The organism is Tsuneonella dongtanensis (genome assembly GCF_001698205.1).
Taxonomy (GTDB): Bacteria; Pseudomonadota; Alphaproteobacteria; order Sphingomonadales; family Sphingomonadaceae; genus Tsuneonella; species Tsuneonella dongtanensis.
This window is the reverse complement of record NZ_CP016591.1, coordinates 75957-99791: the sequence shown is the minus strand read 5'-3', so window position 1 is coordinate 99791 and position 23835 is coordinate 75957. Positions and strand designations below refer to the sequence as shown.

Below are 23835 nucleotides of genomic sequence, written 5' to 3'. Positions count from 1 at the left end.
GCAGGTCGTATGTGGCCATGGGATCCCTGCATTAATGCCGATCGGGGCACATCGTGTCACATAATTCCCTGTTTGAATCACCAGGGAATCTGCCGCGAGTTTCCTCGATAATCCGGGGAGATAGCGAGCCGCCGATGCCCCGTCAGTGGCCACAACGGGCGAATTTCCCTGTAGATTCCCTGCGTAACAGGCTATCCGGCGCGGAGACCGGTTAGCGACGGACTGCGTCGTTCACCACTGACCACGCCCTGCGCGCCTCAATGGAGACTGCCGCGATGGGATTGACGCACATCGACGCGCAGGGTCGCGCACGCATGGTCGATGTCGGCGACAAGGCCGACACGGTGCGCATGGCAAAGGCCGTGGGAGTGCTGCGCTGCGAGAGCGACACTCTCGACGCGGTGGCGGAAGGTCGCGTTCCCAAGGGTGCCGTCGTCTCCACGGCCGAGATCGCCGGTATCATGGCGGCCAAGCGCACGGCCGACCTCGTCCCCATGTGTCATCCTCTTGCGCTCACTTCGGTTGCGGTCGCGATCGCACCCGACCCGGCGATGCCCGGTTTCCGGATCGAGGCGAGCGTCAAGACCAAGGGACCGACGGGGGTCGAGATGGAGGCCCTGACCGCGGTTTCGGTCGCTGCGCTCACTCTCTTCGACATGCTCAAGGCAATCGACCGCACCATGACGATCGACGCGATCGGCGTCGTCGAAAAGTCGGGGGGCAAATCGGACGACTGGAAGCGGCCGTGATTTCATTCGACGAGGCGCGCGCACGGCTCTTCACCATGGCGCACCCACTCGGGAAGGAGCCCGTCGCTCTTGCCAAGGCTGCCGGACGCGTGCTTGCCGAAGCGGTCGTCGCCCGGGTCGATTCCCCCCCGCGGGACGTCTCGACCATGGATGGCTATGCAGTTCGCAGCGCCGATCTCGAAGAGCCGCCCGTCCGGCTCCGGATCGTTTCGGAAGTCTTCGCTGGCGCTGACGATCCTGGCTCGATCGCCTCGGGCGAATGCGCCCGTATCTTCACCGGCGCCCCGATCCCGGCACACGCCGATCGGGTCGTCGTGCAGGAAGTGGTCGAGAAGGATGGCGATTGCGCGGTATTCGCCGATGCGCCGTCGCCCGGTCGCAATATCCGCGTCAGGGCGGGAGACTTCGCGGCGGGCACCGCGCTGCTGACCGAAGGAACCCTGCTGGGACCGCGGCAAATGGTGGCGGCTGCTGCGGCCGACCTGGCGGAAGTGACGTGCTGGCGGCGCCCACGTGTCCGCCTGCTGGCGACCGGCGACGAGTTGGCGGATCCCGGTTCGGCGCGCGGTCGGCCAGGCGCCATCCCCGAAAGCATCTCCTTCGGAGTGGACGCGCTGGTCGTGCGTCATGGCGGCGAATTCTGCGGGACGCTTCGGCTGGGCGATGACCTTGCCGCCATGGAGCGTGCAGCCGGCGAAGCGTTGCGACAGTCCGATCTTGTGGTGGTAAGCGGCGGCGCCTCGGTGGGGGAACGGGATTTCGCCAAGGCCGCTTTCGATCCGCACGGGCTGGATTTGCTGTTCGCCAAGGTCGCGATCAAGCCCGGCAAGCCGGTCTGGCTCGGCAAGGCCGCTGGCAAGCTCGTCCTTGGGCTCCCCGGAAATCCGACGTCCGCGCTCGTCACTGCTCGACTGTTCCTTGCGCCGCTCGTCGCCGGCCTCGCGGGACGCCCCGCCGCGCCAGGCGATGCCTGGACCACGATGGTGCTCGGCAGCCCCCTCGGAGCGAACGGCGATCGTGAGGCCTTTATCCGCGCCCGCCGAAGCGATGACGGCCGCGTCTACCCGCTCGATAACCAGGACTCGGGCGCGCAGCACGCGCTCGCCTATGCCGACGTCCTCCTGCGGTCACCTGCCCATGCGCAGGCACTGCCGGCAGGCGCCAGCGTCCCCGGTATCGAGTTCTAACCCGCGCGAACCCGAAGAATGACAACGCGCATCATCCCCCGGTGACGCTCATGTGCCGGTCGACTGCGGGCGAGGCGTGTTCGATGCGGAAGTCGTGCCTGCGCGGCTTGCCGGCCAGCAGTCGATCGAGCAGGGCGCTCACTTCGGGAACGCCTCCCCTCCGCAGCGCGTCTCGCAGTTCGACGCTCTGATCGTGGCCTAGGCAGCCGAACACGGTGCCGGTAGCAGTCACCCGGATGCGGTTGCAACCGTCGCAGAAATTGTTCGTCAGCGGGGTGATGAAGCCGACCCGCGTCGATAATCCGGCCGCCTCGTAGTAGCGCGCGGGCCCGCCCGTTCGCGCAAGCGAGGGCACGAGTGCGAACTCCTCGACGAGGCGTCGGCGCACTTCGTCGAGCGGTAGGAAGTGGTCCGAACGATCGTCATCGATCGCGCCGAGCGGCATCGTCTCGATCAGCGTGAGGTCGTTCTCCTCACGATCGCACCAGCGCAGCATGTCGGAAATCTCGTCGTCGTTGATGCCGGAGAGCGCGACCATGTTGATCTTGATGGCGAGACCAGCCCGTTTGGCAGCCTCGATTCCGGCGAGTACCGGTGCCAGCTCCCCGCGCCGGGTAAGGTGGCGGAACTTGACCGGATCGCGCGTGTCGAGGCTCACGTTGACCCGCCGCACGCCGGCGTCAGCAATCTGCGTGGCATATTGCGCCAGATGCGATCCGTTGGTGGTGAGGGTGAGCTCCTCCAGGCCGCGACCCAGTCGCTCGCCCAGCCACCCGATGAGCTTTACCACATCCCTGCGGACCAGCGGCTCGCCGCCGGTGAGCCGTATGCGTGTGACACCCCGTGCGATGAACACATCCGCGAGATCGACGATCTCCTTGAGCGTCATCAGGTCCTTGCGCGGGAGAAACTGCATCTTCTCGGACATGCAGTATCGGCACCGGAAGTCGCACCGGTCCGTCACGGACATCCTGACGTATGAAATCGTTCGACCGAAGCTATCGACGAGGTCTCTCGAGGAGGGGAAGGACTCGTTTCCGGTCATCGCGGCTCGAGAGGGGAATAGCATCCGCGCGCCCCACAGTGAAACCATCTCCACCGACCCCGCAAATTAGGTCTTGCAGCCGCGGACAATCGCGGCAAGAAGTAATGTGAACGTTAACAAGCCCGCGAAGTCGGGTGCAGGGAGAGTTGATCGATGGCGGCACCGATACCGGGTTCGACTGTGGGGGCGGGCGATTCGAGCGGGGGCGCGGGCGTGTCCGATGGGTCGAAGCGGGTGCTGTACCTGGTCTTTGCGGTGTTCTTCATCCTGGGCGGGGTGACCAACATCAACGACATCCTGATCCCCAAGCTCAAGGGGCTCTACCAGCTCAGCCATTTCCAGGCGAACCTGGTGCAGTTCGCCTTCTTCACCAGCTATGCGATCTTCTCGATTCCTGCGGGCGTGCTCTTGCGCAAGCTCGGTTACATCCGCGGGTTCGTGGTCGGCTTCCTGGTGGTGGCGGCCGGCGCGCTCCTGTTCCTGCCGGCAGCCAACACCGGGGTCTATGCCAGCTTCCTTGCCGCGCTTTTCGTGATCGGCGGCGGCATCACCCTGCTGCAGGTGGCGATGAACCCGGTGGTGGTGACGCTGGGCGATCCCTCGACCGCGTCGAGCCGGCTGACCTTCGCGCAGGCGTTCAACTCGGTCGGCGTGTTCCTGATGGTCTATGGCGGGGCGGAGCTGCTGCTGGGCGATACCGCTCCGGTCGATACCGCCGCGATGGCCCCGGCCGAGCTCACCGCCTACCGCGTGTCGGAAGCCACCGTGATCGGCCATGCCTATATCGGGCTTGCGATCGCGATGGTGGCGATCGCGGCGCTGTTCTGGTTCTGGCGCAAGGCGCTCGACGGGCGCCAGGTGGAGGAGACCGACTACTCCGGCACGCTGGCGCTGCTGGCCTCGACCCCGCGGCTGCAGTTCGGCGCGCTGTGCATCTTCGCCTACGTCGGCGCCGAGGTGGCGATCGCGAGCAACATGGTCGCCTACATGGCGGAGGACCGCGTGCTCGGCCTCAGTCCTGTCGAAGGCGGGCGGATGGTCGCGCTCTACTGGGGCGGCGCGATGGTCGGGCGGCTCGTCGGCGGGTTCGTGCTGCGGGCGATCAAGCCGGGCAACGTGCTGGCGGGGGCCGCGGCGATGAACATCGCGCTGCTGGCCGTCTCGGCGCTGACCTCGGGCGGTCTTGCGGCGTGGTCGCTGGTCGCCTGCGGCCTGTTCAACTCGATCATGTTCCCCACGATCTTCAGCCTCTCGACCCAGGGCCTCAACGAGCGCGCCGCGCAGGCCTCGGGCGTGCTGTGCACCGCGATCGTCGGCGGCGCGCTGATCCCGCCCGCCCTCGGCCTCGTCGCCGACGGCGCAGGCCTCGCCATCGCGCTCGTCGTACCCATCATCTGCTACCTCGTCATCGCCGCGTTCGGACGATACGCACGCTCACACGGCATCGACGGGTAACAGAAAACGGAAAGGCACCGTGGGGCCGCTGACTTAAGCGGCCCCGCCGGCTTCCTCAGCGGCGAAAGTCCCGCGCGCGCAGGCCATACCTGCTGAGCTTGTCGTAAAGCGTCTTGCGGGGCGTGCCGAGAAGACGTTGCGCCTCGCCGACATCGCCCCGGGTACGGCGCATCGCGTCTTCGATCATCGTGCGTTCGAATGCGGCAACGCCATCGGCGAGCGATCGGGTCGGGCCCGCAGCGGCTCCATCGGAAGACAGTTCGGTCAGGCCCAAGGTGAAGGCACGGGCGTAACCATCGAGTTCGCGGAGATTGCCCGGCCAGTCGTGGACCTGCAAATGGCGCCACTCCTGCTCGCCGATCGGCCTGGATTCCATGCCCAGTTCGCGTTCGTGCCGTGCGACGAAGCTGCGAAAAATCGTCGGGAGATCGTCTCGCCGCTCGGTCAGAGGTGGCAGGCTGATCCGAACCGGGCTCAACCGGTGGTCGAGCAGATCCTCGGACCCGGCTGCACGATCGCTGCGCAAGGCGATCACCAGCCGGATATCGAGACGTCGCGGACGCTCCGCTCCCATCGGCAGGATCGACCTGCTCGCGAGGATCGACAGCAGGCGAGCGCGCAGCTGGCCGCCCGCGCTCTCGATCTCGTCGAGGAGCAGGGTGCCGCCCTGCGCGCGCTCGACGAGGCCGGTCCGCGACAACCCCGCAGACGGGTCTCGCCCGAACAGCAGAAGCTCGGCATCCGGGTGCATCAGGACGGCGGCATCGACCGCGACGAAGGGGCGGCTGCGCCTTGGGCTGAGGTCGTGGAGCAGTCGGGCGGTGAACGTCTTTCCGGAACCGGGCGGACCTTCGAGCACCGTATCCATCTCTGCCGCGGCAACCGCGGCCACCAGCGTGCGCAGGCGATCGGCCGAATGAGAGGTGCCGAGAATGTGGCGCTCGGCACGCTGTCCGAGCTCTTCCCGCAGACGCCGGTTCTCGAGAATCAGCGCGCGCTTCTGCACCGCCATCCGGATCGAGCGGGCGAGGCGGTCGGCGGCATAGGGCTTGGCCAGGAAATCGGCCGCACCGTCGCGCATCGCTGCGACCGCCATCTCGACATCTCCGTGGCCTGTGGTGAAGATGACCGGCAAGTCCGGATCCATCTCGCGCAAGCGTGCGAAGAACGCGAGGCCATCCATCCCGGGAAGGCGGACGTCGCTGACGACCACGCCCGGGAAATCCCGCGACAGTTCTTTCAGCGCGGGCAAGGCCTCGGCATGGCGGGTCACCGCGAAGCCTTCGAGTTCCAGCGCCTGCACCGACGCGGCCGCAAGGAACTCGTCGTCCTCGACGTAGATTACCGGCACGTTTGATGTGCCGTTCATGCGCGGGGGATCGTCATGATGAAGCAGGCGCCGGAAGCGCCTTCGGAGTATTCGAGATCGCCGCCGAGCTCGCGCATGATGTCGCGCGAGATAACGAGCCCGAGACCGATCCCCTGATCCTTCGTGGTCGCGAAGGGGTGGAACAGCGTTTCGCGGACCCCCGCGGGCACGCCGGGGCCGTCGTCGGCCACGGTGACGCGGCAGTTCGCCCCGTCGGCTTCGACCGATATGGCGACACGGCCCGCGTGGCCCGCGGCATCGAGCGCGTTCTGCAAAAGATTGACCAGCACCTGTTCGAGCCGGACATGCTCGCCGCGCACCTCGATCGCGGCCACGCCCGGCAATGGCCGCTCGAGCGCGATGTCGAGCCGCTCGATCCGGTCGCGCAGGAGCAGCAGCGCCCCGTCGATCGCCTGGCCGATGGGCATGACCCGCGGTGCCCGCGTCCCGCGCCTGCTGAAACTGAGCAATTCTCCGGTCACCACGCCAATCCGGTCCGCAAGCTCGACGATCCGCGCGAAGTTCGTGCGCGCTTCTTCGACCATGCCCTTGGCCAGCAGCTTCTCGCCGGTCTCGGCAAAGACGCGGACCGCGCCGACGGGCTGGCGGATTTCGTGGCCGATCCCTGCAGACACCTGGCCCAGGGTTGCCAGTCGATTCGCCTGGGTGAGCTGTTCGCGCAAGGTCGCCGTGCGCTCCGCGACCAAGGCGTTGGTGCGCGCCTCGCGGCGGCGACGTAGCAGGATTGCGATGCCCACGAGGAGCCCGAATGCGACCAGCACCGACAACAGCGCCAGCCGCCCGGTCGCGACGGCGGCGGCGACTTGCGGCGCAGGGTCGACAAGCAGGTTGATCGTCCAGCCCCTGGGAAGGATCGTGTTGGCACCGATCTCCAGTGGTGTGCTCACCAGTTGCCCATCGCCGGCCGGTTCGGCAAGGCGATCGAAGCGAGCCACTCCGTAGAGCTGGAGATCGCTTTGCCGGTTACGCGCTTCGTAATCGATGGCGCGCGTGGCGCGGAAACGCCATGCCGGATCGCTGGTAATAAGAACGATGCCATCGCCATCGGTGACGAAGGCACCCAAGGTCGCGCTTCGCCAATCCGCCTCCAGTTCGGTAAATTCGACCTTTACCGCTACGACCCCGATGGTCTTTCCCGCGGCTTCCACGCGTTGCGCGATGTAAAGACCGGGACGTCGGCTCACCGTGCCGAGTGCGAACTGCGTGGCGGACCCGGCACGCAGTGCGTCGCGAAAGTAGTCCCGAAAGCCGTAATTCGATCCGACGAACGATGTGGGAAGGTTCCAGTTGCTGGCCGCCAGCGTGTGTCCGTCCGCGTCCATCAGGTAGATAGCCGCCGCGCCCGTCTGACGCGCAACCTGCTCGAGACGCCGGTTGAGGCGAGGCACCTCCGCGCGCGTACCATCGAGAAGGGCGCCGACCTGCGGGTCCTCGGCGAGTACTCGGGGGACCAGACTGAACTTGTCGAGTTCGCTCCGCAGGCCACCCGCCAGTATCTCTGCATCTCCCGCGGCCACTGCGCGCGTCTGTGACAGAGCGGACGCGCGCTCGAACCGGTCGATCACGATCAAGGCGATGGCGGACAGCGCCACGACGGCCAGCCCCCCGACAACCAACCCGGTATGCCGGCTTATCCAAGTCCAGAGTGGGCGAAGCACCTGCATACGATGTAGTGTGCGGAATTCTGCACAAACAGCAATCTTATTGTGCGGATATCCGGAATTTTACGGCGTAGGTCCGGATAAGCTCATGATATACCAGAATAAAAGATAATCGCCGGGCGATTTGATCTTTGGGTCTCGTCGCGCGATCATTTCGGACGCGTCGACGAAAACGGGCGCGGGGGAGGTCAAATGGAGGTTGCCAGTGCGGGCGAAGCCGCGGTGCGTGTCCGCAAGCCGCTCTATCGCCAGCTTTACGTACAGGTCGTAGCCGCCATCGTCGCCGGTGCGGCGTTGGGCCATTTCTATCCGGACCTCGGCGCCAGCCTGAAGCCGCTCGGCGATGCGTTCATCGCGTTGGTGAAGATGATCATCGCGCCGGTTATCTTCCTGACCGTCGCGACCGGGATCGCCGGCATGCGCGACATGGCGGCGGTGGGCAGCGTGGCGGGCAAGGCCTTCGCCTATTTCCTGTTCTTCTCCACGCTCGCACTCATCATCGGCCTTGTCGTCGCCAACGTTTTCCAGCCGGGAGCCGGGCTCGGGATCGACCCCGCGACGCTCGATGCGGAAGCGGTCTCCAACTACGCCGCGACGGCGGAAGAAACCACGATTACCGGCTTCCTGCTCGCCATCATTCCGACGACGCTGTTCAGCGCGCTGACCGCGGGATCGATCCTGCAAGTGCTGCTCGTCTCGATCCTCGCAGGCGTAGCGATCGCTGCGACCCGGCCGCACAGCGACCTGGTCCTCGACATCCTCGGGTCGGCGGCCGCGGTGATCTTCAAGCTGGTGCACATGCTGATGAAGCTGGCTCCGATCGGCGCTTTCGGAGCCATCGCCTTCACCATCGGCACGTTCGGGATCGGCACGCTCGCCAACCTCGCGGCGCTGATCGCCACGTTCTACATCACCTCGATCCTGTTCGTGCTCGTTGTGCTCGGTCTCGTTGCCCGGATGGCGGGTTTCTCCATCTTCGCCCTGATCCGCTACCTGCGCGAGGAGCTGCTCCTTGTGCTTGGCACATCGTCGTCCGAAGCAGCCCTGCCGAGCCTGATGGAGAAGATGGAGATCGCCGGGTGTCGCAAGGCGGTAGTCGGGCTGGTCGTGCCGACGGGCTATTCGTTCAACCTCGACGGCACCAACATCTACATGACGCTGGCCGCGTTGTTCATCGCGCAGGCACTTGGGATCGAATTGTCCCTCGCCGAGCAAGTCTCTCTGGTCCTTGTGGCGATGATCAGTTCCAAGGGCGCCGCCGGTGTCACGGGTGCCGGATTCGTGATCCTCGCCGCGACGCTGTCCGTCGTCCCGTCGGTACCGGTGGCCGGCATGGCGCTGATCCTCGGCATCGACCGCTTCATGTCCGAGTGCCGCGCATTGACCAATTTCGTCGGCAACGCGGTCGCCACGATCGTGATCGCGAAGTGGGAGAACGCACTCGACCGCGATCGACTGGCCGCCGCGATGGCGGGTCGCGCGATACCCCTTGAGCCGGCCGATACCGAACTTCACGAACGGACGAGCCCGCACGATGCGGTCCACCCGGCGGGAGAGGCAATTTGAAGGCCTCGCGCCGCTCCGTGATCGGCGGCACCGTCGCACTGGCGCTCGGCTCGATGCCGGGCGCCGCATTCGCGCACGAGCTGGAGGAAATACCGCTTTGGCCCGGTTCGCCTCCCGGTCGCGGTGGGCCGAAGGGCCCCGAGAAGATCGGCAAGGAAGGCGCGGGCTACGGCGCCATTTCGAACATCTCCGTCCCGCGGATGCGCGTCTATCGCCCGGCCAAGCCCAACGGCCGCGCGGTGGTGATCTGCGGCGGCGGTGGGTATTTCCGCATCCAGGAATGGAAGGAAAGCGCCCCCGCAGCGCGCTGGCTGCAGAACCGCGGATATACCGTGTTCGACCTGCTTTACCGGCTGCCCGGCGATGGATGGGAGGCCAGCGCCCCGTTCGCCGATGCGCAGCGGGCGATAAGAATCATCCGCTCGCGCGCTGCTGAATTCGACATCTTGCCCAATCGGATCGGCATCATGGGCTTCTCTGCCGGCGGACATCTCGCGGGGTTCAGCGCGCTGCAGCCCGACCGCGTGCTCTATGCAGGAAACGACCGTTTCGAGGCCGCCAGCGCCCGCCCCGATTTCGCGGTCCTGCTGTTCCCGGTCGTCTCGTTGCGCAAACCTTTCGACACCACCCGGACCCGGCGGGAGATCGTCGGGGACAAGGCCACTGCCGAGGCAGAGGCCGCGTGGTCGCTCGATACCTATGCCGCCAAGGGCGCGCCGCCGATGATCCTGTTCTCGTCCGCGGACGATCAGACCACGCCTCCGGGCCATAACTTCACACTATTCGAGGCGCTGCGCAAAGCTGGCGCCAGCGTCGAACTTCACGTCTATGCTGACGGCGGCCATGGCTGGGGCTTGGGGACGCCCCAGCAGACGCTGAACCAGTGGCCGGAACAATTCGAAGCCTGGATCAACCGGGCGGCATTCAAGTCATGATCAAATATCGGGAGGTATCGATGCGCACCAACACAATGACGCGGCTTGCCCTGCTGGGCGGGGCCAGCCTCATCGCTTTCGCAGGCCAGGCCCACGCCCAGGACGCCGCAGGAACGGCTGATCCGCAGTCAGCGACCGACGAGCCGCAGATCGTCGTCACGGGCACGCAGATCCAAGGCGCGCAGATCAACGACGTACTACCGGTAACCGTCCTTGATGAGCAGGCGATCGAAACCACCGGCGCCGCATCGGGCGACGAGCTGTTCCGCTCGATCCCGCAAGCCGGCAACGTCGCTTTCAACGAGCAGAACAATTCGACCCAGAACAGCGCGCGCGGCGACGTCGGCTCGATCAACCTGCGCGACCTCGGCACGGGCAACACGCTCCTGCTGATCAACGGCCGCCGGATGACCCTGCACCCCGGTTTCCAGACCGAGCTGCTGGTGCCGGTCGTCTCGTCCGACACCAACGAGATCGCGCCGGGAAGCGTGAAGCGGATCGAAGTCCTGCGCGATGGTGCCTCGGCCATTTACGGTGCCGATGCCGTCGCGGGCGTGATCAACACCCACCTCAAGGGCAACATGAAGGGCGGGTTCGTCGAGGGCGAGGTGCGCCTGTCCGACGGGACCGGCCTCTACAACTACGCGCTCAGCGGCGGGTTCGGCTTCGACTTCGGCGGAGGCCGCGGCAACCTGACGCTGTACGGCGGCTATTTCCACGAGAACGGCCTGCTCGCCCGCGACCGCATCTATGCCGCAGACGAGAACCGCATCCCGCTCGTCGCCGGGACCGATTTCGCGGACGACGCATCCTTCAACAACCGCAACACCTTCGGCCCCTTTGGCCAGTTCGACATCCAGGCGCCGAGCAATCGCACACCCATCGGCGACGACGATTTCTATCTCCAACCCAGCACGTTCCCCGGCTGCAGGATGACCTTCGGGCCGGGTCTGTGCGCCCGCGACGGCACCACCCCGACGACGGCGGTCCGCTACAACACCAACTTCGGCAGTCACCTGATCAGCGAAAAGGATCGCTACAATGCACTGGCGCTGCTGAGCTACGAGCTCAGCGACAATGTCGAGGCCTATTTCGAGGGCAGCTATTATCGCTCCGAGAACCGCCGCTTCATCGAGGCGTCGGCGATCCTGAGCGCAGTACCGGTCGGCATTTCGCGCAACGCCTATTACAATCCCTTCGGCCCGACCCTGCGCAACGGCCAGCCCAACCCGCAACGCCTGCCGGGCACGACGATCCCGTCGACCGGCGCAGACATCATCATGGAGCGCTACCGCTTCGTCGATGTCGGCAACCGTGACGTGACCGTCGACAAGGACACGTACCGTCTCGTCGGCGGTCTGCGGGGCAATTTCGGCGCGTGGGATTTCGATACCGGCTTCGTCTATTCGGAAGCGGATTCGATCGACCTGGCGCGTAACCGCGTCTCGCTCACGGCGATGCAGAACCAGATCAACCTCACGACGCCCGACGCATACAATCCGTTCAACGGCGGCTGTGTGACCGGCGATCCGGGGCAGGGCGATTGCACGCCCAACCCGGCATCGTCGATCGACCCGTTTCGCATCGATGTGTTCCGCAAGGGTGGGACGAGCCTCGCGCTCGCCGATTTCAAGCTCAGCCGCGACGACCTGATCTCGCTCCCCGGCGGCAACCTCGGCGTGGCCGCAGGCGTCGAGTGGCGGCGCGAAACGTTCTACGACGATCGCGATCCCCGGCTCGATGGAACGATCACCTTCACAGACAGCGTGACCGGCGAATTCAACGGCAGCGATGTCGCGGGCACCAGCCCCTCGCCTGACACGAGCGGGGTGCGCGAAGTCTATTCGGCCTTTGCCGAGGTTTTCGTGCCCATCGTCAGCCCCGAGATGGACATACCGCTTGTCGAACAGCTGAACCTCCAGCTGGCCGGGCGCGTCGAACACTTCAAGGATATCGACGCGACCGCGGCGGTGCCGCGTGTCGCGGCCTCGTGGACCCTGTTTCCGGGGCTGACTTTCCGTGGGGCCTGGTCGCAGGGCTTCCGCGCACCGAACCTCGTCCAGGTGAACGATGCAGGCACGACCCGGTCGAACACCCGCGACGATTTCGTCGTCTGCACCGCCCAGGTTGCCAAGGGGCAATTGTCGAGCCTCGGCGCGTGCCCCGGGGCCGGCGTCATCAGCTTCCGGTCGGGCGCCGATACGCTCAACCCCGAAGACAGCACCAGCATCAACCTCGGCGTGGTGCTCGAGCCGACGTTCATTCCCGGTCTGACCATCACGGCCGACTACTGGCGGGTGCGCCAGACCGGACTGGTCGGCACGTTCGGCGACGACAACGCGATCGCGCTCGACCTGCTGCGCCGCCTCAACGGCAGCACCAACCCCAACGTCATCCGACTCGCTCCGACGGCGGACGACGTTGCGCTGTTCACCGGCACCGGCCTTCAGCCCGCCGGCAAGATCGACTTCGTGCTCGACCCCTATCTCAACCTCGACAGCCGCACGTCGAAGGGCGTCGATTTCGGCCTCTACTACCGAGTGCCGGACTTCGGGCTGGGCGATTTCCGCCTGCGCCTCAATGCCGCCCGCCTGATCAGCTTCGTGCAGGATGCCGGGCCCGACGGGCAGGAGATCCTTGACGCGGTCGCTGCCGGAACCCTGCCGCTCGACGTGACCGTCGGCGGGCTTGGCGAGCTTCTCGAGGTGGAGGGGCGGCCCAAGTGGCGTGCCAGCGGCTCCATCAACTGGGAAAAGGGCCCGGTCGAAGTGGGCGTGTTCGGCCAGTACGTCGGCAAGGTCTACGACACCAGCGTGGTGCGGGACGTGCTGATCGTGTCGGACGATCCGAACGCGAACTTCTATCCGGTGGACGACCTGTTCACGATGAACCTGTCGGTCGCCTACTCGATCAAGAACGACACGCCGCTCGACGGCACGCGGCTTCGCTTCGCGGTGAACAACGTGTTCGGCGAGGATCCTCCGCTGGCGGACGAGTCGTTCGGCTTCTTCAGCGAACTGCACAGTCCGCGCGGACGTCAGTTCGTGGTCGAGTTGCGCAAGAAGTTCTAGTTCACGCCGGGGGGCCACTCGGGGGCGCAGGGCCGGTCGTCTTCCTCGCGGAAGGCGGCCGGCCCAACGTTTTCAGGGATCAGGCGGCACCCAGCCAGAGGGCGGCAACCGCGGCGAGGAAGCTGGCCAGAGTGGCGCACACGACGGGAGTCGCGGCGCGCCAGCCGAGCCGCATGATGAGCGCCATGTCGGACCGCATCGCGGTTGCGATGACCGCGAACAGCAGCAGCGTCTTGGATGCTGTCATCAAGGTTGCCTGAACCGCGGGGGGCACGACGCCCGTGCTGTTCACCGCCATCAGCGCCACGAAGCCGACGATGAACCATGGCAGCGTAACCCGGCGCCAGATCGGCTGGCGGGCATCCACGGCCGAATTGCCGATCCACAGCGCGACCAGGATCATCGCCGGCCCGAGCAGGGCCACCCGCGAAAGCTTGATGATCGTCGCTTCGGACCCCGCCGCGTCCGAATAGGTAAAGCCGCCGCCGATCGCCTGCGCGACGTCGTGGATCGAGGCGCCGATCAGGAACCCGGCCTGACTGTCGGTGAGACCCATCTCGCCCGCGATCGCCGGGTAGAGCGACATCGCCAGCGCGCTCGCGAGGCTGACCCCCACGAGCGTCAGCGCGAATTGCGCCTGGCTCAAACGGTCGCGCCCGATGATTCCATACAGCGCCAGCGCCGCGCTCGCGCCGCAGATCGCGGTCGCACCGCCCGCAAGGATCCCAGCATAGCGGGACTGCCCCGATACCGCCGCCCCGCCGACCCCGGCGAAGAAGGCGACCAGCATGATGGCGATGAGCGCAGCGAAGGGCCATGGTCCGAGGTCGAGCACTTGCGCCAGCGTGACCTGGAACCCCAGCGCAACGATGCCCCAGCGCAGGCAGGTTCGGCTTGCGAGGTCGAGTCCCGGATGCGTCGTCTCTTCGCGCGCGACGAAGTTGAGCGCGAGGCCGATGAGAAGGCCGAGGAGGATGATCGGGAAACCGTAATGCTCGGCCAGCCACGCCGCCGTTCCCGCGGCGACACCGACCACCGCGAGCCCGGGCAGAAAGCGGGAGAGGGGCTTGCGCGGCGGCTTCGCATCGACCGGAGCCGGCGCCGTTTCGGCCAGGTAGATCTCGCCGAACAGGTCGCCGCCATAGGGCAGCGCGTCCCAGTCGATCCGCCCCTTAGCGGCGCCATTGTCCGACGGTGTCATATTATCCTTCCCTTACGCGCGCGAATGGGTATCGTGCAAGCGTGACGCGCCGCAAGGGCGCGCAAGGGAGTGGCGGGGATGACCGACGGGGTTAGCGCGAGCACGGCAGATCAGGCTGCCGAAGACCGGGCTCTGGCCCGCACGCGCAACTGGCTGATCGCGCTGCTCTTCTTTGGCACGATCATCAATTACGTCGACCGGCAGGTCCTCTCGCTGCTGAAGCCGACGATTTCTGCCGAGTACGGGTGGGGCGATGCGGAATTCGCACACTTCGCGTCCGCCAGCCAGCTTGCCGCCGCCGCGGCGCTGCTGTTCGTCGGCTGGATCATCGACCGCTTCGGCGTGAAGCTGGCCTACGGTGCCGCGGTTGCGATGTGGTCGGTTGCGGGCATGGCGCACGCGGTCGCGGCGACGGTGACCCAGTTCGTCACCGCGCGGGTTGCGCTGGTCGCTTTCGAGGCGGTGAATACGCCCGCGGCGGTGAAGGCGGCGGCAGAATACCTGCCGATCCGTCAGCGCACGATGGGCATGGGGATCGTCAATACCGCACCCAACATCGGCAACATCCTTGCCCCGCTGACTGTCGTGCCCTTCGCGGTCGTGTTCGGGTGGAAGGCGGCCTTCATCGTTACCGGCCTGCTGGGGTTCGTCTGGCTCGCCTTCTGGATCATGGGGACGCGCCGGCTGAAGCCGTTGCCGCGTGCCGCGGCGGTCGAGGGCGCACCCGTGCGCTCGTCCTACGGAGAGGCGCTGTCCGACCGCAAGACCTGGGCGATCGCCGGCGCCAAGGCGATTACCGACATGTTCTGGTGGTTCTTCACCTTCTGGCTGCCCGACCTGTTCCACAAGGTGTTCAACCTCTCGCAGTCCGAACTCGTCGGGCCGACCGCGCTCGCGTTCACGATGGCGGCCGTCGGCGCGCTGACGGCGGGCAAGCTGTTCGGCGTGCTGCTCGGCAAGGGGCGCTCGGTCAACGCTGCGCGCAAGACCGGTATGTTCCTCTATGGCCTCGCGGTGCTGCCGATCCCGCTGGCGCTGACGGTCGACAGCGCCTGGACCGCGGCGGCGATCATCGGCCTCGGTCTCTTCGCGCACCAAGGTTTCTCGACGAACATCTTCGGCTTCGCGGCCGATGCGGTGCCCGCGCGCCGCGTCGCCACCGTGATGGCGATCGGTGCCATCGCCGGCAACGTCGCGGGTTTCGGCATCCAGGAAGCGACCGGCGCGCTGCTCACCTCGGGCGTCGGCTATGCCCCGCTGTTCTGGGCCGCTGCGCTGGCCTATCTCACGGCGCTTGCCTGGGTGCACTTCCTCGTGCCGCGGATCGTTGCTGAGGACGAGGGCGAGTAGCCCTCAGGACCGCGTCGACAGCGCGAGGCGAAGGCCGAAGCCGACCAGCACCACACCGGTCGCGCGGTCGAGCCATCCGACCGCGCCGGGGCGCCGGAGCAGGCGCCCGATCTGCCCCGTCGCTGCGATGATCGCGCCGAACCACGCCAGCGACAACGCGATGTGAATGCAGGCGAGGATCAGAGAAGAACTGGCCAGGTCCGCGCCTGCCGGCACGAACTGCGGCAAGAAGCTGACGTAGAATCCCCCGACCTTGGGATTGAGGAGGTTGGTGAAGAGGCCGCGCGCGAAGGCTCCCCGGCCGGTTCCGACGTTGACGTCCGGCGCGAACGCGCCGCGCGGCTGCATGAGCATCCGTGCTCCCAGCCACACGAGGTACGTGGCGCCCGCCAATTTGAGCGCGGTGTAGGCCATTTCCGAAGCAGCCAGCAGAGGGCCAAGGCCGAGCGAGACCGCCAGAGCCCATGCAAGGCAGCCGGTGCCGATGCCGAGCGCTGCCAGCAGTGCCGAACGCTTTCCGTCCACAGCCGCCGCCCTCAGGACGATCGCCGTATCGACCCCGGGCGTGATCGCCAGAAGCGCGGCGGCCGCGATGAAGGCGAGAAGCAGCGGAGTATCGATCATCGGCCACCCATATCGGTGCCGGCGATCCTAGCAGTGTGCCGGCCAAAGGAAACGGCCGCGGAAGTCTCCTTCCGCGGCCGCTGCTGTGCCCGACCCGACGGGCTTGTCCGATTACCGGATGCGCGCGCGTAGGCTCACGCCGAAGTACCGGTCCGCATCGCGCGGGATTTGCAGGCGCTGGCCGTTGCTGACGTTGAGCAGCGCATAGCTCTCGTCGGTGATGTTCCGGGCGTGGAACGTCAGGCGATAACGGTCGTCGGCATCGGAGAAGCCGACCGAGGCATTCCAGATTCCGTAGGGGTCGATCGGGCCGCTCTCGCCAAGGTCGGAAAACTGCCTGCTGACGTGGCGGAAATCGGTGTCGAGGTAGAGCTTCATCCCGCCGAGATCGCCCTCATAGCCGGCGCCCAGCGTGTAGACGAACTTGGGCGCCAGCGGGAGCTGGGTGCCGTTGCGCGCGTCGGGCGCGTTGGTCTGCGGATTCGGGTTGAACCGCTTCACGAAGGCATCGGCATAGGCCGCGCTGGCGCGCAGGGTAAGACCGTCCACCGGAACCGCGAGCATGTCGACTTCGAAGCCCTGCGACTTCACCGTGCCGGCGTTGGTGAGGTTCGTTACGACCGCACCGTTGAGAGTGACGAAGTTATTGGCCTGGAACCCGTCGTACTCGACCGAGAAGGCCGCGACGTTGAGCTGGACGCGGTTGTCGAGGAACTGCGTCTTGGCACCGATTTCGAACGCGTCCGACGTTTCCTCGTCGATCGGGATCGCGTTGGTCGGTGCGGTGTGGTTGAAGAAGACGTTGAACGCCGGTCCCTTGTAGCCGCGCGTGTAGCTGCCGTAGAGCATCACGTCGTCCGAAGGGGTGATCTGCAGGACGGCCTTGCCCGAAAGGTTGCCGTTGGTGCTGCTTCCGCGCGAGATGTTCGTACCGTTGCCGCCCGAAGCAATCGTTCCGCCCGCGGGATTGCCCGAAATGCCCGGACCCGTTGCGGGAGCTCCGTTGGTCGCGTTCACGCCCGGCGCGCGGACGTGGACATACGACAGGTCGTCCCAGGTGTAGCGCAAGCCCCCGGTGATCGCGATCAGGTCCGAGAGGCGGAAGGTCCCCTGGCCGAACACGGCGAAGTTGGACGAACTGACGTCGCTGTTCGAGGTGGCGGTGGGGAACAGCGTATTGACCGTATCGGCTACGTTGCAAGGCCGGGCGCCGCTCGGCGCCAAGGGCAACGTCGACGTGCTGCAAGTGATGTCCCTGCGAGTGAATATCTGAGTGTTGTCCGAATGCCAGGCAAAGGCGCCGACCTGGTAGAAAAACGGCAGAGCGCTGTCCGATGCGATCCGCGCTTCGACTGACAGCTGTTCGGTTGTCACGAGACCTTCATCGTGGAGCTCGGCCGTACCCACGATCGCGCGCGGCAGGAAATCGCCTTCGCGCAACTCGGTATTCCGCCAGTTGCGATATCCGCCGACGACGCTCAGCGTATGCGTATCGCTCAAGTCAAGGTCACCCGACAGGGTGAGGCTCCATTGCCGGTCGCGCGTCTGCGTGACCAGGTTGTGGTTCACGAAGCGCTGGTCGAGGCCGTGCGCGACACCGCCGGGCAGGCCCAGCTCGGCATCGAGGACTGCGCCGCGGCTGACGGTCGTCACGTCGGCGCAGCAATCGTCGTTGGCGCGAAACAGGTCAGCGATGAAGCGCACCCGCGCACTTGGTCCGTTATAGTCGAGGATGCCGCGGGCGCCGTAGTGCTCATATCCGTTGACCTGGTTGTTCTGGCCGCCGAACACGTTGGTGATGTTGCCATCGTAACTGCCGTAGAACCCGGTCACGCGCGCGCTCAGGTCAGTGCCGAGCGGACCCGAAAGCGACCCGCGCAGGCGATACTCGTCCCCTTCGAAGTACTCGGCGCGCGCCTCTGCCTCGAGGCTGTCCGTACCACCCTTCGAGACGATGTTGACGAGGCCGGCGCTGGCGTTCTTGCCGAACAGGGTGCCCTGCGGGCCGCGCAGCACTTCGAGCCGCTCGGCATCGACGAGATCCATGAACGCTTGTCCCGAACGGCTGAGGACGATGCCGTCGACGACGGTCGACACGCTCGGCTCGGCGGCGATCGAGAAGGTGATCGTGCCGACCCCGCGCATCACGATGGCGCTGTTGGCGCTCGTCGTGCCCTTGCGGAACGTGACCGACGGAACGAGCTGGGTGATGCCTTCGAGGCTGGTTGTCCCGGCGGTCTCGAGACGATCAGACGTCAGCGCGGTGATTGCGATGGGAACGTCCTGGACGTTCTCGGCGACCTTGTTCGCGGTTACGATGATCTCCTCGATCCCACCCTCGTCGGTGGCATCGGAAGCATCTTGCGCGAGCGCCGGATTCGCCGCGACAAGCGCGATCATGCTGCCCGACAGCGCGAGCGCGCGCGAACGGAAACCCATACGGATCATGAAAATCTCTCCCTGCGAAACGAACTTTCGTTGCCCTTGAAATGCGCGCATTGACCCGGTATGTCAAGCGGTGTCATATGGGACAGGCGGCGCAGTCGGCTTTTCAGGCCTTTATGCGGACGCAACCGGGGGAGAAATGGCGCAAACGGTCGAATTCAGGGCGCGCGATGGCGGATTCGAGTTGCTTCTCGGCGGCCGGGTCGTGTTGCGCCATGCCCCGGATTGTCCTGCGCTGGCCATCGCCCGGGGAACGCCGGACATCGAGATGGTTCGCGGCAACTTCAGGATCGACGATGCGCCGCGAGACCGTCGCGATCTGGGTGAGTGGAGCGCGACCCCGACCGGCGTCCGTTTCGACGGGGCTCGCCTCGACTGGTCGGACGGTGGGCTGACCGTCAGCTGCGACGATCCCGCGTTCGATCGCATCTACATTCGCTTTCACGCAGAGCCGGGTGAGACCGTTTGGGGCGGCGGCGAGCAGATGAGCTACCTGGCGCTGAGCGGACGTCGGTTTCCGATGTGGACCAGCGAGCCCGGGGTGGGCCGCGACAAGTCGACCGCGCTGACCCGTGCGATGGACGAGGCCGGGATGGCCGGCGGCGACTACTATCACACCAACTATCCGCAACCGACGTTCCTCACGTCGCGCTGGATCGCGGTGCACCTCGACGCGAGTTGCTACAGCGTGCTCGATTTCACCGATCCGGTCGCGCACGCGGTCGAGGTGTGGTCGAGCATGGCCCGTTTCGAACTGTTCGCCGCAGAAGGCCCCAAGGCGCTGGTCGGCCAGCTTGCCGGCCGCTTCGGCCGCCAGCCTCCCTTGCCGGACTGGGCGATCGGGGGTGCGATCGTCGGCCTCAAGTCGGGGGCATCGAGTTTCGACCGGCTGGAGCGCTTCGTCGAAGCCGGAGCCGCGATCTCCGGCCTGTGGTGCGAGGATTGGGCGGGCATCCGCGAGACGAGTTTTGGTCGCCGCCTGTTCTGGGACTGGCAACTCGGCGCGCGCAGTGCGGCGCGATACCCCGATCTCGAAGCGCGGATCGAAGCGCTGGCCCGGCGCGGGATCCGCTTCCTCGCATACGCCAACCCGTATCTGTCCAACGACGCCGAACTCTATGCCGAGGCGCTGGAGGGCGGGCATTTCTGCCTGCAGCAGGGTAGCGACGAGGTGTATCTCGTCGACTTCGGCGAGTTCGATTGCGGGGTGATCGACTTCACCCGCGCGGAAACGCGCGACTGGTTTGCCGAGCGTGTCCTCGGTCGCGAAATGCTCGACCGCGGCATCATGGGCTGGATGGCCGACTTCGGCGAGTACCTTCCCACCGATCTCAGGCTGGCCGACGGCAGCGATCCGATGGAAGCGCACAACCGGTGGCCGGTGCTGTGGGCGGAAGTGAACGCGCGCGCGCTGGCCAGTCGCGGTAAGACCGGCGACGCCGTCTTCTTCATGCGCGCCGGGTTTTCGGGCGTCCAGGCGCATTGCCCCCTGCTCTGGGCGGGCGACCAGTGCGTCGATTTCACCCGCCACGACGGCATCGGCACGGTGATAACCGCCGCGCTGTCATCGGGGCTGGTCGGAAACGCCTACAGCCATTCCGACTGCGGCGGATACACCTCGCTGCTCGGCAATGTGCGGACCGAGGAGTTGCTCATGCGCTGGTGCGAGCTGGCCGCGTTCGCACCCGTCATGCGCAGTCACGAAGGCAACCGGCCCGACGACAACCTGCAGTACGACAGCACCCCGGAACTTCTCGCCTGCTTCGCGCGATGGAGCCGCGTGCACGCCGCGCTCGCCCCATACGTTCGCGCGCTGAGCGACGAAGCGGCCCAGACCGGGCTCCCGCTCCAGCGACCCCTGTTTCTCGAATATCCGGACGACCCTGCCCTGTTTGCGGTGCGGGATCAGTATCTCTACGGGTCCGACCTCATGGTGGCACCGGTAGTCGAAGAGGGCGCGAGAGCGCGGCAGGTCGTCCTGCCCGGCGATGCGCCGTGGCGGCACGTCTGGTCGGGGCGCGACTTCGCTCCCGGGACGCACACAGTGGCGGCGCCGGTTGGCGAGCCTCCGGTGTTTTACCGACCCGGGAGCCCGCACGCTGCGATCTTCGCAGGCCTGCCGAAAGCGCTGGCGGCATGAGCGGCCGTTCCAACATCCGCGATGTCGCCGCGCGCGCCGGGGTGGCGGTAAAGACGGTCAGCCGCGTGCTCAACGGTCATCCCTACGTCAGCGAAGCGACTCGCAAGCGGGTCGAAGACGCGATGGCCGAGCTGGACTTCAGGCCCAGCGTCGCTGCGCGGATCCTGTCCGGTGCGAAGTCGAACCAGGTCGCGCTGATCTACGACAATCACAGTCCCTACTATACCTTCCAGATCCAGAAGGGGTGCTGGGACTTCTGCCATGCGCAGGGCATCCGCCTGCTCGCCCAGCCGGTCGACGTCGACGATCCGTCGGTGGGCGCGGAAGTGCGAGGGCTGATCTCCGAAACCCACGTCGACGGGATCATCCTGTCGTCTCCGGTGACCGACTGCGCGCCGGTGCTGTCGGTGCTCGACACCCTCGACATCCCGTTCGTGCGGATTTCGCCCGGGACGAACCACGCGCTCACCAGTTCGGTGTTCATGGACGACGTCCAGGCGGGCGACGACATGACCACGCATCTCGTCAACCATGGACACCGCCGGATCGGGTTCGTGAAAGGCCATCCGAGCCACATGGCGAGCGAGGAACGGCTCTACGGCTATCGCAAGGCGCTCGATCGGGCGGGTATCGCGTTCGAACCCGCGCTGGTGATCGACGGGGAGTTCGACTTCGACAGCGGGATGCGCGCGGCGAGGGTCCTCCTCGACATGCCGCAGCCGCCGACGGCGATCTTCGCTTCCAACGACGACATGGCCGCCGGCGTTCTTGCCGAGGCGCATACGCGCGGGATCGAGGTACCGTCCGAACTGTCGGTCGCCGGGTTCGACGACACGACGCTCGCGCGGACCGTCTGGCCGCCGCTGACCACGATCCATCAGCCTATGGCCGAGCTGGCGCACACCGCGGCCGAAATCCTGATCGCGGGCGGCGAGACACAGCATCGCCGCCTGCCCCATCAACTGGTCGAGCGCGCTTCGGTCGCTCCGCCGCCCCGGAGATCTGCATGAGCCTTTTGCCCGCCCCGCCTGCCACCCGGTCGCTCGGGCACACCGGGATCGACGTGTCGCCGATTGCCTGGGGCATGTGGCGCCTGGCCGAGAACGGTCGTTCGGCGGGCGAGGCGGCAAAGCTCGTGCACGCCGCGCTCGACGCCGGGATCACCTTGCTCGACACCGCGGACATTTATGGTTTCGACGGCAATGCCGGGTTCGGCGATGCCGAGGCGCTGCTGGGCGAAGTGCTCGCGGCCGAGCCGGGACTTCGCGCTCGCATGGTCCTGGCGACCAAGGGCGGCATTCGGCCCCCGCTGCCCTACGACCAGTCGACCGAATATCTCGCGCAGGCGATCGACGAATCGCTGCGGCGGCTCAAGGTCGACATGGTCGACCTGTGGCAGGTCCACCGGCCCGACATCCTGGCGCACCCGCAGGAGGTTGCCCGGGCGCTCGACGATGCCGTGACCGGCGGGAAGATCCGGTCCATCGGCGTATCGAACTTCACGCAGCAGCAGACCGAGGCGCTCCAGCACTTCCTGACGCACAAGCTCGTCGCGACCCAGCCCGAGATCAGCCCGCTGCGCATCGACTGCTTCGAGAACGGCGAGCTCGACCAGGCCATGCGGCTGGGGCTGACCCCGCTCGCATGGTCGCCGCTTGGAGGCGGCCGCCTGCTTTCGCCCGAAAGCGCGCGCGACAAGGCAGTCGCTGCCGAGCTCGACCGGATCGGCAAGGAGCAGGGCGCCAGTCGCAGCGTTGCCGCCTACGGCTGGATGATGGCGCATCCGGCAGGGATCATCCCCATCGTCGGTTCGCAGAGCGCCGGGCGCATCGCCGAAGCCGCGCAGGCGCTGGCGATGCGCTGGACCCGGCAGGATTGGTACGCGGTGCTCGTCGCCGCGCGAGGAGAGAGGCTTCCATGACCCAAGCGCAACAATGCGAAATCGCGTGGTTCTCCGCGCTCTGCGACGACGACTACGAGTTTCTCGGCGTGCCCGATCCGCAGCTCCAGTCGAGCTGGGAGCACTGCCGCAACATCGTCCTGCGCGCCGAAGAGGGCGGGTTCGACAACATCCTGCTGCCCTCGGGGTACCAGCTCGGGCTCGACACCACGGTGTTCGCGGCAGCCATGGCGCCGCTGCTCCGCCGCATGAAGCTGCTCTGGGCGACCCGCATCGGAGAGGACTGGCCCCCGCAGCTCGCGCGCCGGATCGCGACGCTCGACCGTATCCTCGGCCCCAACGCCGATGGCACCGCAGGCCGCCTCAACGTCAACATCATCTCGTCCGACATGCCGGGACAGGCGATGCCCGGCGGTCCGCGCTATGGCCGTGCGACCGAAGTGATGAAGATCGTCCGCCAGCTCCTCAACGGCGAGAGCATCGATCACCAGGGCGAGCACTACCAGCTCAAGCTCGATCCGCCGCGGATCAAGACCATCAGCGGCAAGTGCCCGCCATTCTATTTCGGCGGCCTGTCCCACGAAGCCCGCGAATGCGCAGCTGAGGGCTGCGATGTCTACCTCATGTGGCCCGACACGATGGACAAGGTGCGCGAGAACATCGCCGACCTTACCGAACGGGCGGCGAAGTACGGCCGTACGCTCAAGTTCGGCTACCGCGTCCATGTGATCGTGCGCGAGACCGAGGACGAGGCGCGCGCCTACGCCGACCGCCTGCTGTCGAAGCTCGACGACGAGAAGGGCCGCGCTATTCGCGAGGCTTCGCTCGATGCGAAGAACTACGGCGTGCAGCGCCAGGCCGAACTGCGCGGCGCCGCTGACGGCGACGGCTTCGTCGAGGAGAACCTGTGGACCGGTATCGGTCGCGCCCGGTCGGGCTGCGGCGCCGCGATCGTCGGCACGCCGGACCAGGTGCTCGCCAAGCTGCGCGCCTATCAGGCCGAGGGGATCGAGGCGTTCATCCTCTCGGGCTATCCCCACGTCAACGAGTGCGACATGTTCGCGCGTTACGTGCTGCCGCACATCGAACATGGGCCGCTGAAGTTCGACTGATCCG

General features: G+C 66.5%; 17 protein-coding genes. 11 read left to right on the top strand and 6 right to left on the bottom strand.

Going from position 1 to position 23835, the window contains the following annotated elements:
• Positions 1-275 precede the first annotated feature (275 nt).
• Together moaC and A6F68_RS00425 are read left to right on the top strand one after the other, a co-directional pair.
• A complete protein-coding gene (gene moaC, locus A6F68_RS00430; RefSeq protein WP_084001863.1) occupies positions 276-749 on the top strand; it encodes a cyclic pyranopterin monophosphate synthase MoaC in 474 nt (157 codons plus the stop codon).
• Positions 746-1936, top strand: coding sequence for a molybdopterin molybdotransferase MoeA (locus A6F68_RS00425; protein WP_067674778.1), 1191 nt, complete (start codon positions 746-748; stop codon positions 1934-1936). Before moaC ends, A6F68_RS00425 begins: the two co-directional genes overlap by 4 nt.
• A 31-nt stretch (positions 1937-1967) precedes the next feature.
• On the opposite strand, the gene moaA is transcribed toward A6F68_RS00425, so the two are convergent.
• Positions 1968-2981, bottom strand: a complete 1014-nt coding sequence (gene moaA, locus A6F68_RS00420) for a GTP 3',8-cyclase MoaA (protein WP_067674773.1) — start codon at positions 2979-2981, stop codon at positions 1968-1970.
• A 153-nt stretch (positions 2982-3134) separates the two neighbouring features.
• On the opposite strand from moaA, the gene A6F68_RS00415 reads away from it, so the two are divergent.
• Complete coding sequence (locus tag A6F68_RS00415; protein WP_067674770.1) at positions 3135-4436, top strand: sugar MFS transporter; 1302 nt, start codon at positions 3135-3137, stop codon at positions 4434-4436.
• Positions 4437-4491: 55 nt separating this feature from the next.
• On the opposite strand, the gene A6F68_RS00410 is transcribed toward A6F68_RS00415, so the two are convergent.
• Both A6F68_RS00410 and A6F68_RS00405 read right to left on the bottom strand, forming a co-directional pair.
• Positions 4492-5805: a sigma-54-dependent transcriptional regulator gene (locus tag A6F68_RS00410; protein WP_067674767.1), complete on the bottom strand. Its 1314-nt coding sequence runs from the start codon at positions 5803-5805 to the stop codon at positions 4492-4494.
• Positions 5802-7418 (bottom strand): sensor histidine kinase, encoded by a 1617-nt coding sequence (locus tag A6F68_RS00405; RefSeq protein ID WP_198152633.1) that lies wholly within the window; start codon positions 7416-7418, stop codon positions 5802-5804. Before A6F68_RS00405 ends, A6F68_RS00410 begins: the two co-directional genes overlap by 4 nt.
• Positions 7419-7679: 261 nt before the next feature.
• Here A6F68_RS00405 and dctA point away from each other — a divergent pair, with 261 nt between their 5' ends.
• From dctA to A6F68_RS00390, 3 genes are read left to right on the top strand one after another with little or no spacing between them, the layout of a single operon-like run.
• A complete protein-coding gene (gene dctA / locus A6F68_RS00400) occupies positions 7680-9053 on the top strand; it encodes a C4-dicarboxylate transporter DctA (protein WP_067674764.1) in 1374 nt (457 codons plus the stop codon).
• Positions 9050-9988: an alpha/beta hydrolase gene (locus A6F68_RS00395; RefSeq protein ID WP_232308165.1), complete on the top strand. Its 939-nt coding sequence runs from the start codon at positions 9050-9052 to the stop codon at positions 9986-9988. The genes dctA and A6F68_RS00395 overlap by 4 nt, the downstream gene beginning before the upstream one ends.
• Positions 9989-10008: 20 nt before the next feature.
• A complete protein-coding gene (locus A6F68_RS00390; RefSeq protein ID WP_084001862.1) occupies positions 10009-13059 on the top strand; it encodes a TonB-dependent receptor plug domain-containing protein in 3051 nt (1016 codons plus the stop codon).
• A 79-nt stretch (positions 13060-13138) separates the two neighbouring features.
• On the opposite strand, the gene A6F68_RS00385 is transcribed toward A6F68_RS00390, so the two are convergent.
• Positions 13139-14260, bottom strand: a complete 1122-nt coding sequence (locus tag A6F68_RS00385) for a YeiH family protein (protein WP_067674760.1) — start codon at positions 14258-14260, stop codon at positions 13139-13141.
• Positions 14261-14338: 78 nt separating this feature from the next.
• Between A6F68_RS00385 and A6F68_RS00380 the strand changes: the two genes are divergently transcribed.
• Positions 14339-15610: an MFS transporter gene (locus A6F68_RS00380; protein WP_067681755.1), complete on the top strand. Its 1272-nt coding sequence runs from the start codon at positions 14339-14341 to the stop codon at positions 15608-15610.
• A 3-nt stretch (positions 15611-15613) separates the two neighbouring features.
• Here A6F68_RS00380 and A6F68_RS00375 read toward each other — a convergent pair whose 3' ends face one another.
• Positions 15614-16234 carry a LysE family translocator gene (locus tag A6F68_RS00375; protein WP_067674757.1) on the bottom strand — a complete coding sequence of 207 codons (621 nt, stop codon included), beginning with the start codon at positions 16232-16234 and terminating at the stop codon, positions 15614-15616.
• A gap of 111 nt (positions 16235-16345) precedes the next feature.
• Complete coding sequence (locus A6F68_RS00370) at positions 16346-18673, bottom strand: TonB-dependent receptor (protein WP_157096760.1); 2328 nt, start codon at positions 18671-18673, stop codon at positions 16346-16348.
• Between the two features lie 145 nt (positions 18674-18818).
• Between A6F68_RS00370 and A6F68_RS00365 the strand changes: the two genes are divergently transcribed.
• Genes A6F68_RS00365 through A6F68_RS00350 form a run of 4 tightly spaced genes read left to right on the top strand, consistent with a single transcriptional unit; the run spans position 18819 to position 23831 of the window.
• The gene (locus A6F68_RS00365) at positions 18819-20819 is read left to right on the top strand and encodes an alpha-glucosidase (protein WP_067674752.1); all 2001 of its coding nucleotides are present in this window, start codon (positions 18819-18821) and stop codon (positions 20817-20819) included.
• Complete coding sequence (locus A6F68_RS00360) at positions 20816-21829, top strand: LacI family DNA-binding transcriptional regulator (RefSeq protein WP_067674749.1); 1014 nt, start codon at positions 20816-20818, stop codon at positions 21827-21829. The genes A6F68_RS00365 and A6F68_RS00360 overlap by 4 nt, the downstream gene beginning before the upstream one ends.
• Positions 21826-22740, top strand: coding sequence for an aldo/keto reductase (locus A6F68_RS00355; protein ID WP_067674746.1), 915 nt, complete (start codon positions 21826-21828; stop codon positions 22738-22740). Before A6F68_RS00360 ends, A6F68_RS00355 begins: the two co-directional genes overlap by 4 nt.
• Positions 22737-23831, top strand: a complete 1095-nt coding sequence (locus A6F68_RS00350) for an LLM class flavin-dependent oxidoreductase (RefSeq protein ID WP_067674744.1) — start codon at positions 22737-22739, stop codon at positions 23829-23831. The genes A6F68_RS00355 and A6F68_RS00350 overlap by 4 nt, the downstream gene beginning before the upstream one ends.
• Positions 23832-23835 lie beyond the last annotated feature (4 nt).

Coding starts and splice junctions, on each gene's coding strand:
- A6F68_RS00365 (WP_067674752.1), top strand. CDS start 18,819: ATGGCGCAAACGGTCGAATTCAGGGCGCGCGATGGCGGATTCGAGTTG.
- A6F68_RS00385 (WP_067674760.1), bottom strand. CDS start 14,260: ATGACACCGTCGGACAATGGCGCCGCTAAGGGGCGGATCGACTGGGAC.
- moaA (WP_067674773.1), bottom strand. CDS start 2,981: ATGACCGGAAACGAGTCCTTCCCCTCCTCGAGAGACCTCGTCGATAGC.
- A6F68_RS00360 (WP_067674749.1), top strand. CDS start 20,816: ATGAGCGGCCGTTCCAACATCCGCGATGTCGCCGCGCGCGCCGGGGTG.
- A6F68_RS00375 (WP_067674757.1), bottom strand. CDS start 16,234: ATGATCGATACTCCGCTGCTTCTCGCCTTCATCGCGGCCGCCGCGCTT.
- A6F68_RS00370 (WP_157096760.1), bottom strand. CDS start 18,673: ATGGGTTTCCGTTCGCGCGCGCTCGCGCTGTCGGGCAGCATGATCGCG.
- A6F68_RS00415 (WP_067674770.1), top strand. CDS start 3,135: ATGGCGGCACCGATACCGGGTTCGACTGTGGGGGCGGGCGATTCGAGC.
- A6F68_RS00390 (WP_084001862.1), top strand. CDS start 10,009: ATGCGCACCAACACAATGACGCGGCTTGCCCTGCTGGGCGGGGCCAGC.
- moaC (WP_084001863.1), top strand. CDS start 276: ATGGGATTGACGCACATCGACGCGCAGGGTCGCGCACGCATGGTCGAT.
- A6F68_RS00410 (WP_067674767.1), bottom strand. CDS start 5,805: ATGAACGGCACATCAAACGTGCCGGTAATCTACGTCGAGGACGACGAG.
- A6F68_RS00380 (WP_067681755.1), top strand. CDS start 14,339: ATGACCGACGGGGTTAGCGCGAGCACGGCAGATCAGGCTGCCGAAGAC.
- A6F68_RS00350 (WP_067674744.1), top strand. CDS start 22,737: ATGACCCAAGCGCAACAATGCGAAATCGCGTGGTTCTCCGCGCTCTGC.
- dctA (WP_067674764.1), top strand. CDS start 7,680: ATGGAGGTTGCCAGTGCGGGCGAAGCCGCGGTGCGTGTCCGCAAGCCG.
- A6F68_RS00355 (WP_067674746.1), top strand. CDS start 21,826: ATGAGCCTTTTGCCCGCCCCGCCTGCCACCCGGTCGCTCGGGCACACC.